Here is a 14688-nt window from a genome sequence, read left to right on the forward strand (position 1 = left end):
TAATGTGGAGCACATGCGTCTTGTCATTGCCCGCTGTAGCGTTGATTATGTTGGTCGTCTTGAGGCACACCTGCCCTTGGCCGACCGCCTGCTGATGATCAAGGCGGATGGTTCGGTATCCATCCACGCCGATGATCGGGCCTATAAGCCGCTAAACTGGATGACTCCGCCCTGTACGCTTACCGAAGAAGAGCTCAAAGGGGAGTCCGGAGATCCGGTTGCACTGTGGACGGTGGAAAACAAGAAGGGCGAGCAGCTCCGCATCACCCTCGAGGCTATCCACAGTGACCTCAGCTATGAGCTCGGGGAGGATCCCGGTCTTGTCAAGGATGGTGTCGAGGCACACCTGCAGGAGCTGTTGGCCGAACACATCGATGTGTTGGGCGAAGGGCATGAGCTCATTCGCCGCGAGTATCCCACACCCATCGGCCCAGTGGATATTTTGTGCAAGACCCAGGATGGAACCACCATCGCCGTGGAGGTCAAGCGCCGTGGCGGAATCGACGGCGTCGAGCAACTGACCCGCTATCTTGATCTGCTTAACCGAGACTTGTTGCTTGCCCCGGTGGAGGGCGTATTCGCGGCGCAGGAGATTAAACCGCAGGCGCGCACGCTGGCTGAGGACCGTGGCATCCGCTGCGTGACCCTCGATTATGATGCCCTGCGCGGGGTGGAGTCCACCGAGCTGCGCCTTTTCTAGGGGGGCGACGTTCATGGGACGCAAGAATCGGAGGCACAGCCCGGATGTGCGGGCGCTGCCCAAGGACGGCGCCGTCTTCTACGGGACCCAGGCAGTCGAGGGGCCGTCGTGGACCAACGGCGAAATCTACCTCATGCGGCACATGGGTTCGCACGCGGCGGTCAAATATTATATTTGCCCAGGCTGTAATCAAAATATCCCTCCGGGGATCGCCCACATCGTTGCGTGGCCGAGGGATTATGGACACGGTGCCGAGGACAGACGGCATTGGCACCGTGCGTGCTGGGAACGTCGTTAAGCGCACAAGGCACAAACAAAGGCCACCGCAACGATTGCGATGGCCTTGCGCTGTGGCTACCTTAGGCGACTGGCTGGGTCAGCTCGAGCAAAACGCCGCCGGCATCCTTCGGGTGAACGAAGTTGATCTTGGCTCCACCGGTGCCCACCTTCGGGGCGGGGTACAGCAGGCGAATGCCCTGGTCGGTCAGGTGCTTGGACAGCGCCTCAATGTCGGAGGTGCGCAGGCACATCTGCTGCAGGCCGGGGCCCTTCTTGTCGATGAACTTAGCGATGGTGGAGTTCTCGTTCAAAGGAGCCAGCAACTGGATCATGCCGTCGGTTTCCTTGAGACCCTTCGGGCCGATCATGGCCTCGGTCACGCCTTGCTCCTCGTTGACCTCTGTGTGGTGGTTGACCCAGCCGAAGGCGGAGCGGTAGAACTCAACTGCGGCGTCCAGATCTGGGACGGCGATGCCTACGTGGTCGAGGCAGATGACGAGCTCGTGCGGGATATCAATAGAAGAGATGTCATTACTCATAACTCCAAAGTGTAGTCCCGCCGCACACATCGCGCAGTCAAATGTGACCGAACGAATGCAAATCACACGCCCGAACAAAACAAAACACACATTCGCATTGCTTTCCGACGCCTACCGCACGCAATCAACCACCGGCTTTCACCCAAAATATTCGTCCCACACGGCCTACAATGGGCCTCATGATTATTGCTTTTTCCGTCGCCCCCACCGAGACCCCCAACGCGGAAGCCGAAATGGCCGATGCGGTCACCGAGGCCGTGCGGGTGGTACGCGAATCCGGCCTGCCCAATGAAACCAATGCCATGTTTACGCTGATCGAGGGCGAATGGGATGAGGTGATGGACGTGGTCAAGCGCGCAACCGAGGCGGTGGTGGCCGTCTCCCCGCGCGTGAGCCTTGTGCTCAAGGCGGATATCCGCCCTGGGCACATAGGCCAGATCACCTCTAAGGTGGAAGCCGTCGAGCGTCGTTTGGCAAGAAACGATTAGCAGCTGCAGCCAGCAGGAACGCTGATCGAGCCTCGCGAAGGAATAGCACTGCAGTGCGCCCCTTCCTTGCCAGCTCTGGCCGCAACCGGGCAGCTGCATCCACAAGCAGTCGGGATTGCGCAGGAGTAGCCGGGGAGGGCAATAACTGCGGTGCCTGATGCCTGCCGTCGAGTCGGGGCAGGGAAAGCGGTGTCCGGGCAACGCAGCGCACGGGGGCCGGCCGCATAAGGCCTGAGATTACAGTCTTAGCTCTCGCACTCTTACGCTCTTACGCTAAGGCCTCAGGCCAAAGACGCGCTCAGAAGCCTCCTCCACAAGGCTTCTTCAAAAGCCCCAGGCAAGGCGCTGAGTAGGCTTTTGAACTCGATGGTCCCAGACGCTCGCACATCAGTGCCCGGCCACAGGCAAGGAACCCTCCTCATTGCTAGGCTCGGGGCTGCCGGGAACAAAATCCTTGCCGACAAACGTTGAAACTAGGCGAAAAAAATCAGCGAAAGAGGCAACGACGATTTCTGCGAAATGCTCAGCGGGCTCGACGACATGCACTTACGCCCGCCTCGGCGCGGGACTGGAAAGCTCGTTGAGGCTGCGTCGGCGTGCCCGTTGGAATCCCCGTTTTACTCTGAATAAAGAAAGAGACCACATAAGCCGTGACTACTCCACATCGCTACGTATCCGGTGCCATCGATCTCAGTGAAGTCAAGGCCCGTGCAGAGGCCAAGGCGCAGGCTCAGGCGGCTGCTGCCCAGGCCGGGGGTACCGGAGGTGAGACTCCGGGCGTGCAGCTGGCCCTCCAGCTGACGATGGACAACGTCGAGGCCGAGCTCATCAAGCGTTCCGCACAGGTTCCGGTCATCGTGCTCATCGGTACCCAACGCAGCCCGGAGTCGGAGCAACTTCTCTCGGATTTCACGAACCTGGCGTTGTCAGGTGCGGGCAAGTGGGTGTTTCGTTATATCGACGCCGACACCGACCCACAGGTGGCGCAGATGTTTGGTATCCAGGGCCTTCCGACCACGGTGGCGCTGGCATCCGGTCAGCCGATAGCCAACTTCGAGGGCGGCCAGCCGGCCGATGCCATTGAAGGATGGATCGGGGCGATTATTAACGCGGTAGGCGACCAACTTCCCGGCATTCCGGCCGAGGAACTCTCCGGTGCCGGTGAGGTAGCCCCTGCTGAGGATCCCCGATTCGAACCGGCTACCGAGGCGCTTAACCGTGGTGATTTTGAGGCCGCAATCGCCGTGTACGAAGATATCTTGCGCAGCGAGCCAGCCAACAAGGAAGCCAAGGCTGCTCGCGATAATGCCCGCCTGTTGGGGCGCCTGCAGGAGCTCGGCGGGGATCATTCGGCAGTCATTGCCACGGCAAAGGACAACCCCGGTGATCTAGACGCCGTGGAAAAGGCCGCCGATGCCTTCATCGCCCTCGGTCAGCCGGAAGAGGCATTCGACATGCTCATTGCGCTGATCGCCGCGGCCACCGATGCGAAGCTCAAGACGAACGCACGCACGCGCCTGCTGGAGCTCTTTGAGATTTTTGAACCCACCGACGCCCGAGTGATCGCCGCCCGCACCAAGCTGGCTTCGGCACTGTACTAGGTCCTATCCACAGTCTTGGTATGAGGCTGGCAGAAGCTGGTCACCAATGCGAAAAGCGCCTGCCCCCGGTCAACGGAGGCAGGCGCTTGAGCGCATGAGGATTAACCCACCCAGCGGTAGAACTGCGCGCTCATTGCCGGGATGTGCAAGGTGATGGAGTGTGGATAACCGTCCCAGCCGGTATCCCACGCGGTCACGGATTCCTCCAGCGGGTTGTTCGCACCCTCGTACACACCGGCGTCGGTGTTGAAGATGCACTCCCAGTTGCCGCCTTCTGGCACGCCCAGCTTGTAAGAGGGCTGGCTGGTTCCGCCTAAGTTGAAGGCGCAGAGGATCTTCTCACCGTCGGTGCCATAACGGACGAAGGAGAGGATGTTGTTGGCAGCGTCATCGGACTTTGTCCAGCTAAAGCCAGCCGGGTCGTTATCTTGAGTGAAAAGGGCGGGGGACTTTTTGTACAAGGCATTGAGGTCTTTGATCATCGTGGCGATCGCCTCGTGATACTCGCCCTCCCAGCCGACGGTGTCATCCCAATCGAGGGAGCGGCCTTCGCTCCACTCCATGACCTGGCCGAACTCCTGCCCTTGGAACAGGAGCTTCTTGCCTGGATGCGCGTACATGAAGGCATAGAGCGTGCGCAGGCCGGCGGCCTTGTTCCACGCATCACCCGGCATCCGGTTCCACAGGGAGCCCTTGCCGTGGACCACTTCGTCGTGGCTAAACGGCAGGATGTAGTGCTCGGAGTAGGCGTAGACCATCGAGAAGGTGATCTCGTTGTGGTGATAGGAACGGTGCACCGGGTCGAGGGAGAAGTATTCGAGGGTATCGTTCATCCAACCCATGTTCCACTTCATGTTGAACCCTAGGCCGCCGTCGGAGGTCATCGCGGTCACGCCCGGCCACGAGGTGGACTCCTCGGCGATGGTGAGGATTCCAGGATGGTTGCGGTGAACCGTGGCGTTCATTTCCTGCAGGAACTGCACGGCCTCGAGGTTCTCGCGGCCACCATAGATGTTGGGCTCCCACTCGCCGTCATTGCGGGAATAATCGAGGTAGAGCATGGAGGCCACAGCATCGACGCGCAGGCCGTCGACATGGAACTCCTCGAGCCAGTACAAGGCGTTGGCCACGAGGAAGTTGCGTACCTCATTGCGTCCGAAGTCGAAGACGTAGGTGCCCCAGTCCTTTTGTTCGCCGCGGCGCCAGTCGGGGTGCTCGTAGACAGCTTGGCCGTCGAAACGACCCAATGCGAAGTCATCCTTCGGGAAGTGAGCCGGCACCCAGTCGACGATAACGCCGATGCCGGCGTTGTGGAAGGCATCGATGAGCGCGCGAAGCTCGTCCGGAGTGCCCCAGCGAGCGGTCGGCGCGTAGTAGCCGGAAACCTGGTAGCCCCAGGAACCACCGAAGGGGTGCTCGGCCACGGGCATGAACTCGACGTGGGTGTAGCCCAAAGCCTTCACGTAGTCGACGAGTTCGGTGGCCAGCTCTTTGTAACCCAAGCCCATGCGCCAGGAGCCGAGGTGAACCTCGTACACACTTATGGCGGCGTTGGCGTGGTCGGTGTCTGCGCGCTGGGCAAGCCACGCGTCATCCTTCCACTTGTAGGTGGAGGCGGTGATGACCGATCCGGTTGCTGGCGGCGCCTCCGTCGCGCGCGCCAGCGGATCGGCCTTGTCGAGGCGGTAGCCTTCCTTCGTGTGGATGGCGAACTTATACACATCGCCTTCGCCGATGTTCGGTACGAACAGCTCCCACACTCCGGAAGATCCCAGGGAGCGCATGGGGAACTGGTTCGGATTCCAACCACAGAAATCGCCGATGACGGCGACACCACGGGCATTGGGGGCCCACACGGCGAACGTGGTGCCGCGTACCTCACCTAGCTCGGTCTCCAGGGTGACCACATGCGCGCCGAGGACATCCCAGAGGCGCTCGTGGCGGCCCTCGCGGATGAGATGGATGTCCAGCTCACCTAGGGTGGGGAGGAAGTGATAAGGATCCGCGGTCTCGGTGGTCACACCGTTGGGCCAAGTGACCTCAAGGCGGTAGTCGATCGGGGCGCCGGTATCAAGGACCACGCCGAAGATGTCATCGGTGAGCGCTTCCAGCGCGACGCTGCCGTCGGCGGTCTTGAGTGTTACTGCTTCGGCACCGAGCTGGCGGGTGCGGACGATACTGTGGCCATCGTCGATCTTGTGCCAGCCGTAGAAGGCGTGCGGATCGTGATGCTGACATTGGGTAAGGCGAGTGAGATCATCACTCGGAATGGTCAGCGGGCCGAAGTTCTCAGACATGGGCATCCTTTGATTGATCTGGGTTTCACCCCGCCACCTTTTGTGACACCGAATCGGATTGTGTTGACCTCTGGCAGTTCAGCCTTGTACTGGGCTTTTCGTGCTACAAGTCGCTGTGCGAAGCCTTGCGGCCCTGCACAGAAAAAGCCGGTGTTTGCGCCAGAAAATGGGTGAGACCCATGGGCAGTGGGCAACAGGTTGCGACACATGATGACTCAAGGCGGTGGGATTGAAGTTATGCTCTCGTTCGACGCTACCTGAGGTTGGGCACTATGGCAGGGCAAATAGACAGTGAACTTAAGTACAGCGCTGAAAAGGTGCCCATTTTTGGGAAAATGCACCCGTGCTTTGCAGCAAAAACTTCACGCAGGCTAGGTTGTGTCCCAAACCTCCAAAAAGGGGTGCCCTGCCCCGATTATCTCTTTCTACAGGCGCTTATATTGCCCGCTTGGCGTCTTCGTTGATCGGCGCGAGCCTTGCTTTCTTACGCAAGCTACGGGGTATTGGGCTCATGCCCGCCCCAAAGCACAAGTCCATAAGCGCGTGCGTTCCCGAGGCAGGTCTTGAACGTGCATACGGCCGAAGGCGCGAGTCGGAAAAAGATAAGGCCCAGCCCCACGTGGTGCGCTGGGGCTGGGCCTAGGTGTCAGAGCTGTGTCTGCTGCACCTAGTGCAGGCTGTGGCTGAACAATCCCTAGTTGTGGTAATCGACTTCCGTGCGCTGGTGAAGGCCTGCACGCAGTTGCTCAGGCACCGTCGGCAGGATGAGGATGTGGGCAACATCGCGGTGTGGATCCAGGCGCACGAAGTTGCGCTTGGACCAGTTAAAGTCCGCGCCGGTGACCTCATCGTGAACCACGAATTCGGAGTCCTCGCGCAGGCCGAGTACTCGCATGTCCAGGGTCACAGTTGTTTCCTGGGCATACTCGGGATCGAGGTTGACGATGCTCAAGACGGTGTTGCCGGTAATGGGATCGGACTTGGAGTAGGCCACGATCTTGTCGTTGCCGGCGTCATGGAAGTGGATATTGCGCAGCTGCTGCAGCGCAGGGTTGTCGCGGCGGATCTTGTTGAGTAGGGCGATGAAAGGCTCGAGGGAATCGCCGGATGCGAGGGCCCCGGCGAAGTCGCGGGGGCGCAACTCGTATTTTTCGGAGTTGAGGTATTCCTCGCTGCCTGGCTTGACTGCCTCGTGCTCGTAGAGCTCATAGCCGGAGTACACGCCCCAGAGCGGAGACATGGTAGCCGCGAGCGCCGCGCGGATGGCGAACATGGCTCGACCGCCGTACTGGAGCGAGGCATGAAGGATATCCGGGGTGTTGACGAACAGGTTCGGACGGAAGACATCGGCCATGGAGGCGATCTCAAGGGCGAACTCGGTCAGCTCGCTCTTCGAGGTCTTCCACGTGAAGTAGGTGTAGGACTGGGTAAAGCCCACCTTTGCCAGTCCATACAGGCGAGCCGGGCGGGTAAAGGCCTCGGCGAGGAACAAAACCTCAGGGTGAGTCTTATGAACCTCGGCGATGAGCCACTCCCAGAAATTGGCGGGCTTGGTGTGCGGGTTGTCCACTCGGAAAGTGGTGATCCCGCGATCGACCCAGAACAGCACCACGCGCAGCAATTCCTTATAGATAGCGCGTGGGTTGTTATCGAAGTTCAGGGGGTAGATGTCTTGGTACTTCTTCGGCGGGTTTTCGGCGTAGGCGATGGTACCGTCGGCCAGCACCGTGAAGAACTCCTCGTGGGTGGTTGCCCACGGGTGATCCGGGGCGGCCTGAAGCGCGAGGTCGAGCGCGATTTCGAGTCCTAGCGACTGGGCCTTGGCCACCAGTGAGTCGAAGTCCTCGAGGGTGCCCAAGCGCGGGTGAACCGCGTCATGACCACCGTCTTTGGAACCAATGGCCCACGGGGAGCCGACGTCGGTGGGCTCCGGGGTCAAGGTGTTGTTGCGCCCCTTGCGGTTGACCTCTCCGATCGGGTGGATCGGTGGGAAGTAGACGGTGTCAAACCCCATTGCGGCCACGCGGTCGAGTGCATCGGCGGTGGTGGCGAAGGTACCGTGAATGGGCTGGCCATTTTCATCCCAGCCGCCGGTGGAGCGTGGGAAAAGCTCGTACCAGGAGCTAAACAGTGCCTTGGTGCGGTCGACCCGCACGGTGTGCTCGCGCCCGCGAGTCAGCAGCTCGCGCAGCGGGTGTGCCACCATGATGGCGCTTATCTCCGCAGACAGTGCGGGAGCGACTCGGGTGCGCAAGGGATCGTCGGTACGCAATGCCTCCGCAACGGTCAGCAACGCCTCGCGCTCGTTGGCGCCGGGAACCCCACCTGCGGCCTTCTCGAAAAGCTGCGCGCCATGTTCAAGATCATTGGCGAGCTCCTCGGCGGACTGCCCGGCCTCGATCTTGGTTGTCACGGCGTGCTTCCAGGTGGCCAAAGGATCCGACCACGCATCGACCTGGAAGGTCCAATCACCGGGCACATCCGGCACGAAGGCCCCATGCATCTTGTCCTGATCCATCAGATCGCGGGTCATGGTGATGCGGACCCCAGATTCGAAGGTCGACCCCTTCGGGCCTTGGACGTTCAATGTCGCGTTAATGGCATCGTGTCCCTCGCGCCAGACGAGGGCGCTAATCGGAAGGTATTCGCCAACAACTGCTTTGGAAGGATAACCTCCCCCCGCGATCAAGGGGCGGACATCTTCGATGGCAAGTCTTCCGGTCACAGTTTTACTCCTGGTGCTTGAGGCTCAAGCGGATGGGGAATCGGCAGCTTCTGGCTGTATTTCACTACCTGTCCGCCGTATCGCTTGGGGGTTTACATGGGCACAGTCTTACCCCACAAAGCCTAGTCAAGCTGTGTCACTTCCACAGCTTGAGTGAGAAATCCGTCATGATGGTTCTATGACTGCTCTAGCAAGTGGCATTGCCCCAGAAACGCGCGACCCAGACCTGCTCGTCGACTTTGAGGACGTCAGTTTTATCCGCGATGGAAAGACCCTGCTCGGTCCGATTACCTGGCAGGTTGAATTGGACGAGCGGTGGGTGATCGTCGGACCCAACGGCGCCGGAAAGACCACCCTCATTCGCCTTGCTGCGGCCGAGGAGTTTCCTTCCTCCGGCAAGGCGTGGATCATGGGCGAACGGGTCGGCAAGACCGATATGCGCGATCTCCGCACGATGATCGGCGTGTCCTCTTCCGCGCTTGGCAACCGCATACCTCCGAATGAAAAGGTCGCTGACCTCGTAGTTTCTGCAGGCTATGCCATCTTGGGTCGCTGGCGGGAGGAATATGAGGAATTGGATCTGGATCAGGCCACGGAGATCCTCGAGCAGGTCGGCGCCTTGCACCTTGCTGAGCGCACGTGGGGCACCTTAAGTGAGGGTGAGCGCAAGCGCGTGCTGGTTGCCCGCGCCTTGATGACCAACCCTGAGCTGCTGCTTCTCGACGAACCCAGCGCGGGCATGGATCTCGGCGGCCGCGAGGATCTCGTTGGATACCTAGGCGAGCTTGCGATGGACGCGGATGCCCCGGCGATTGTCATGATTACCCACCACGTGGAAGAAATCCCCGATGGTTTCACCCACGCCTTGCTGCTGGATGAAGGGTCCGTCGTGGCGCAGGGGCTCATCGATGACGTGTTGACCAGTGAGAACCTCTCGCGCGCCTTCCATCAATCCATCAGCATCGATAAGATCGACGGTCGCTATTTTGCCCGCCGTTCCCGCGCCTCTCGCGGCGCCCACCGCGCCTAGCCCGCTAAAAAGGCGGCGCCCCCGCGTGCCCGTGCCGCCTTATCCATTTCCCGCTCGGGCCAAACTGGGGGTGAAACCGGTGGGCTGCAGGCTCATACACGTGGGTTGTGGGGGTACTCAAAACTGGCTTGCCCTTGCTTTCCGACGTTCACAGGTTCCCTTTTCCCAACGCCGTGACCTGCTAAGACGAGCTTTGTGGTTGGGGGAGGTGGCGGCCGGCGTTGTGGCTGTATTGCCGAGGCTTCAGCGCCAAAAGGTACACTTGTTAAGGAAAGTGACCCACGGTACCGAAACGAGGCGGCTCCACGAATCGGCGCCCGGGTCGCGCAGTGGTTAGAACAGCTCGTACGACAGTTCTTTAAAAAGGTGGTGAATGGCGGTGTCGTCATTCGTGGAAGGCATGGGAGGCCGCAAGCTCGCGGTGACGGTCTTGATGATTAGGGACACCGCCGCCGGTCTTGAGGTCTACGTGCAAGAGCGCGTGTCCTCCATGCCCACCTATCCCAACGCCACGGTTTTTCCCGGAGGTGGCGTTGACCCCCGGGATTTGGAGCCGCCCGCCGATCAAACCGCTGAGACGATGGCCGGCCCCGATCTTGCCACCTGGTCGCATCGCCTCCAAGTGCCTGAATCCACGGCCCGCGGCTTGCTTTTCGGCGCCGGAAGGGAACTGTTTGAGGAAACGGGGACGCTGCTGGCCAGCCACAAGAATGGTGCCCTTGTTCGCGATGCCTCCCCATTCCACAGCCAACGGCTGGCGCTGGAAAGCCACAGGCTCTCGCTCTCTCAGGTTCTTGCGCGCAATGAGCTAGTTCTACGAACGGATCTTTTGCGTCCATTCGTTCGCTGGGTCTCCGACCCCAGCGAAGATCACCAGTTTGATGTGTTTAGCTTCATCGCCATCGCCCCGCGTGGCCAAGAGCCGGACGGCAACACGCGGGAGGCGGCATCTACCGGATGGTTCCCGCCCGGATTGATCCTCGACGGGTGGCGCGCTGGGCTCTTGCGCCTGGTCGTACCTACGTGGGTGCAGCTGTGGCATCTGTCCAGATACACCTGTGTGGAAGATGTACTCGAGTCCGTGCGCGGCAAGATCCTCTCACCGCAGCTTGGTGATCCGGTCGACGATCCACGATACGAGGAGCTATTTTCTTTTATTCCGCCCAAGCGCTTTTAGCGCCTTACATGCGGACGACCTTCAGACAAACCGGACGACCTCCAGTCGATGGGCTCAACCACGGATCTCGACGATTGCGTCAGCGGCGAACCCGGGATTGTTGAGAATGCATGCTCGAGTGAGTGCACATACACAAAGGCGAATTCGTGGGCATTGGTCGGATACAGTAACAAGTTTTAGTGCCCGTCTAAGTTTTCTTCGTCTTGCTTGGAAGGAGCACGAGGACTGCACGACAATGGGCAACGAGTAATAAGGACAACGAACGCAGTGAGCTATACCCGTGATGAGCTGAACTTCTTTGGCTGCAACAAAGAAGAAATCGACAGCGTCTGCGCACAGCTGGGTCTTCGCAAGTCGTCGGCTGTGGCAGACGGGGCGCTCGTCCGCGAGGCCTTCGGTTCCTACGGCCGTGCCGTCATCGAGCTTGCCACCGCGCGTTCGTCCACCACCGGAAAGCTTCCGCAACAGTGGTGGATGTGCCATGATTCCGCGCAGCAGGCGACCCCGCTGGCCGTGGCCTACCAGCGTGCCCTGCGCATCGGGAAGCTGCTGGGAGCAGGGGAAGCACCGGCGGTGGCGGGCAGTGGCGGGGTCGGCCTCGTCTACGATGCCACCTGTTCGATCGGTACCGAAGGCTATGCTTTGCAGGCAGCGGGCGTGGGCTATGTGGGCGGCGACCTGGATGATTCGCGCCTGCGGATGGCCCGCCACAATCTTGGCGACGATGCCAGGCTCGTGCGCGCGGATGCGGTGAACCCTGCGATCACAGATGCCGCGGTGGTTGTCGCGGATCCCGGCCGGCGGGCCGGCGGGCGTCGCATTATCAAGCCCGAAGACCTGATTCCACCGCTGCCCGCCGTGATCGAGACCTGGGGACGATCGGCGGAGCTTGCCATCAAGTGCGCCCCGGGGCTGGACTTTAGTGCTTGGGAAGGGCTGGTCAGTGTGGCCAGCGTGGACGGCGGGGTAAAAGAGGCATGCCTGTATTCCGAGGGATTATCCGCCGGTAGGCGTCGGGAAGCGATCATGCTCAAGGCCCACGCGCACGGTGAGGTCGTGCCCGGGCTAAGCCAGCGCTATGCCTGCGACAGGGTCGATGACTCGATGCCCGATGACGCAGGAGTCGGGGAGGTAGGCACCTACATCCTCGACCCGGACGGGGCGGTGGTGCGCGCCGGGCTGGTGCGCCACTACGCCTGCCGGGAGGGGCTCTGGATGCTCGACGAGCACATCGCCTACCTCACCGGGGACCACCTGCCGGAGGGGACAAGTGGATTTAGATTCATCGAGATGGTTCCTGTGAAAAAGCTCAAACAAGCCCTGCGGGCGCACGATGCCGGCTCGGTGGAAATACTGGTTCGCGGGGTGGATGTGGATCCCGATCAGCTACGCAAGAAACTGAGCCTAAAGGGGAAAGCCCAGCTAGCGGTGGTCATTGCCCGCATCGGCAGTCAGGCGCAGGCCTATATCTGCCACAAGCGCGAGTTCGCCACTGCACGCCAGGGGTACTAAGACACCCAGCTCAATGTCGTCAGCGGGACGCGGTGTCGGCGAAGCTTCGGGCGCTGGTGCTTCCCGGTGCGTGAGGTGACATCCCAGCTCAGGCCGTGTGTTCTGGCTTGAGCCAATCGGCGGGAGCTCCCAGGCGCTCGGGCACCGGCAAATAGGGGGATACGGGTTGGTGCATTAAGCTAGTGGCCATGCGTGCATGCCGCACTTGCACATCCGACCCATTCCCATCCCGCAAGTTGGTTGCGAGGATTTCTGGTTGCTTGTGCAGCGAGACGGCAATTTATGCACGGAGTAAGGTGAGGGTAACCCCCCAGGGACGTGCGTGCCATCGCCGTGCCCGCTACGTCGTCGAAGAAAACTCTTCGTGGAACTTATTGGAAAGGTAAACGTTAAGCAGATGCCTGCAATCGTTGTGCTGGTCAAGAACGTGCCAGATACGTGGTCGACCCGAACGCTGAACCCGGACTTCACGCTCAACCGTGAAGGCGTCGATGAGGTCATCGACGAAGTAAACGAATTTGCCGTCGAGCAGGCACTGCGCTTGCGCGATGAGAACCCGGATGCGGGCTACAGCGTCGTAGCTTTAAGCGCTGGCCCAGAATCCGCCGAGGAGGCGCTGCGCAAGGCGCTGGCTATGGGCGCAGATTCCGCCGTGTTGCTCCATGATGCAGCCCTGTCCGGATCCGACATCCTGGGAACTGCATGGGCGCTGACCAATGCGCTAAACACCATCCCGGACGTGGCCTTGGTTGTGGCCGGTTCGGCTTCCTCGGACGGTGCGATGGGCGCGCTGCCAGGTATCTTGAGCGAGTACCGTCAGCAGCCGGCCCTGACCAACCTCAAGAAGGTTGCCCTCGAAGGGGGAATTGTCAAGGCTGTGCGTGAGACTAACGATGGCGACTACGAGATCGAGGCACCGCTGCCTGCCATCATTTCCGTTACAGACAAGGCCGACAAGCCACGCTTCCCGAACTTCAAGGGAATCATGGCTGCGAAGAAGGCGGAAATTACTCGCCTGGATCTTGCCTCCATCGGTGTCGCAGCCGAACAGGTTGGCTTGGCTCACGCGGCAACCGCTGTTACCGCTGCATCTCCGCGCCCGGCCCGCGCCGGTGGCGAGGTCATCCGTGGTACCGCATCCGATGTCGCCGCCAAGATCGCGGACTTCATCGCGGCCGAAAAGCTCATCTAAGACTCGAAGGTTAAAAGGAAAAGAAATTGACTAACAGCTATGTTTTGGTTGAGCACGCTGACGGCAAGCTCCTTCCTGCAACCGGGGAACTGATCACCGCCGCACGCGTTTTCGGTGAGGTCACCGCCGTGGTTGTTGGCACCCCTGGTGTCGAGGCTGCCCTGGCTCCTGCCCTCGGTGAGCTCGGTGCCTCCGTGGTCTACGCCGCCTACAGCGCTGATGCCAACGAGCGCATCGTATTGCCAGCTACCGACGCCTTGCACATGCTAGCCGCATCCAACCCGGCTCCCATCCTCATCGATGCCGGCGCTCACGGCAATGAGATTGCCGGGCGCCTGGCTGCCCGCTTGGCCTCAGGTGTCTTGTGCGACGTGGTCGGTGTCAATGCCGACCGCACCGCGAACATGTCCATCTTCGGCGACACCATCGAGGTCACCGCCGCGGTGGGCGGCAACAGCCCCATCTACACCCTGCGCCCCGGCGCAGTCGATGCGGTGCCGGCGCCCACGACCCCTGCCGTGCAGGCCTTCGAGCTGCCTGCAGCCGGCGTCAAGGATGTTAAGGTTACCTCCTTTACTCCTTCCGCCAAGGGGGATCGCCCCGACTTGGCACAGGCCAAGGTGGTCATCGCCGGTGGCCGTGGCGTGGAGTCCGCTGAGAACTTCGGTTCCCTCGTCGAGTCGCTTGCCGACGCGCTGGGCGGTGCCGTGGGCGCTACCCGTGACGCGGTGGATCTGGGCTACTACCCGCCGCAATTCCAGGTAGGTCAGACCGGCGTTACCATCTCCCCGGATCTCTACATCGGTCTGGGCATCTCCGGTGCCATCCAGCATGTCTCCGGCATGCAGACCTCCAAGAAGATCATCGTCATCAACAACGATGAGGACGCGCCTTTCTTTCAGATTGCAGACCTCGGTGTTGTCGGCGACCTCCACGAGATCGCCCCACTGCTGGTGGAAGAAATCAACAAGCGCAAATAGGACCCGCCACTCCGATGTGTGGCACGGGGATGACCGAGTCCGTAAGTCCCGGTGGTGCTCGCCCACGCATCGTGGCATCCCATCATGATGGCGGCTAACCTGTAGCCCACGCGAATAATCGTGTGGGCTACAGGTTTGTTCAGGTGCGGGTGCTCAGCGTGGAGCACA

The 14688-nt window shown here is 60.9% G+C and carries 12 protein-coding genes; 9 read left to right on the top strand and 3 right to left on the bottom strand.

Annotated elements, in window-relative coordinates:
- The first annotated feature begins 13 nt into the window (after window positions 1-13).
- Window positions 14-700 carry an endonuclease NucS gene (nucS, locus tag PAB09_RS05800; protein WP_271035071.1) on the top strand — a complete coding sequence of 229 codons (687 nt, stop codon included), beginning with the start codon at window positions 14-16 and terminating at the stop codon, window positions 698-700.
- A gap of 13 nt (window positions 701-713) precedes the next feature.
- Window positions 714-998, top strand: coding sequence for a hypothetical protein (locus PAB09_RS05805; RefSeq protein ID WP_271035072.1), 285 nt, complete (start codon window positions 714-716; stop codon window positions 996-998).
- Window positions 999-1059: 61 nt separating this feature from the next.
- Here the strand turns inward: PAB09_RS05805 and mce are convergent, their stop codons facing one another.
- Window positions 1060-1518, bottom strand: a complete 459-nt coding sequence (gene mce / locus PAB09_RS05810; RefSeq protein ID WP_271035073.1) for a methylmalonyl-CoA epimerase — start codon at window positions 1516-1518, stop codon at window positions 1060-1062.
- 179 nt (window positions 1519-1697) lie between these two features.
- Here mce and PAB09_RS05815 point away from each other — a divergent pair, with 179 nt between their 5' ends.
- Window positions 1698-2006, top strand: a complete 309-nt coding sequence (locus tag PAB09_RS05815; protein ID WP_271035074.1) for a thiamine-binding protein — start codon at window positions 1698-1700, stop codon at window positions 2004-2006.
- A gap of 650 nt (window positions 2007-2656) precedes the next feature.
- Window positions 2657-3607, top strand: coding sequence for a tetratricopeptide repeat protein (locus tag PAB09_RS05820; RefSeq protein WP_271035075.1), 951 nt, complete (start codon window positions 2657-2659; stop codon window positions 3605-3607).
- 101 nt (window positions 3608-3708) lie between these two features.
- Here PAB09_RS05820 and glgB read toward each other — a convergent pair whose 3' ends face one another.
- Window positions 3709-5910 (bottom strand): 1,4-alpha-glucan branching protein GlgB, encoded by a 2202-nt coding sequence (gene glgB / locus PAB09_RS05825; RefSeq protein ID WP_442873720.1) that lies wholly within the window; start codon window positions 5908-5910, stop codon window positions 3709-3711.
- A 688-nt stretch (window positions 5911-6598) separates the two neighbouring features.
- The gene (locus tag PAB09_RS05830) at window positions 6599-8629 is read right to left on the bottom strand and encodes an alpha-1,4-glucan--maltose-1-phosphate maltosyltransferase (RefSeq protein ID WP_271035077.1); all 2031 of its coding nucleotides are present in this window, start codon (window positions 8627-8629) and stop codon (window positions 6599-6601) included.
- 178 nt (window positions 8630-8807) lie between these two features.
- On the opposite strand from PAB09_RS05830, the gene PAB09_RS05835 reads away from it, so the two are divergent.
- The 5 genes from PAB09_RS05835 (at window position 8808) to PAB09_RS05855 (ending at window position 14520) form a co-directional block, all read left to right on the top strand.
- The gene (locus PAB09_RS05835; RefSeq protein ID WP_271035078.1) at window positions 8808-9659 is read left to right on the top strand and encodes an ABC transporter ATP-binding protein; all 852 of its coding nucleotides are present in this window, start codon (window positions 8808-8810) and stop codon (window positions 9657-9659) included.
- A gap of 373 nt (window positions 9660-10032) precedes the next feature.
- Window positions 10033-10836: an NUDIX hydrolase gene (locus tag PAB09_RS05840; RefSeq protein WP_271035079.1), complete on the top strand. Its 804-nt coding sequence runs from the start codon at window positions 10033-10035 to the stop codon at window positions 10834-10836.
- 267 nt (window positions 10837-11103) lie between these two features.
- Window positions 11104-12348, top strand: a complete 1245-nt coding sequence (locus tag PAB09_RS05845; protein WP_271035080.1) for a THUMP-like domain-containing protein — start codon at window positions 11104-11106, stop codon at window positions 12346-12348.
- Window positions 12349-12745: 397 nt separating this feature from the next.
- Window positions 12746-13540, top strand: a complete 795-nt coding sequence (locus PAB09_RS05850; protein WP_271035081.1) for an electron transfer flavoprotein subunit beta/FixA family protein — start codon at window positions 12746-12748, stop codon at window positions 13538-13540.
- A gap of 26 nt (window positions 13541-13566) precedes the next feature.
- Entirely contained in the window at window positions 13567-14520 is a 954-nt protein-coding gene (locus PAB09_RS05855) for an electron transfer flavoprotein subunit alpha/FixB family protein (RefSeq protein WP_271035082.1), read from the top strand.
- Window positions 14521-14688: the final 168 nt, after the last annotated feature.

Origin of the sequence: Corynebacterium sp. SCR221107, from assembly GCF_027886475.1 — a bacterium.
Classification (GTDB): Bacteria; Actinomycetota; Actinomycetes; order Mycobacteriales; family Mycobacteriaceae; genus Corynebacterium.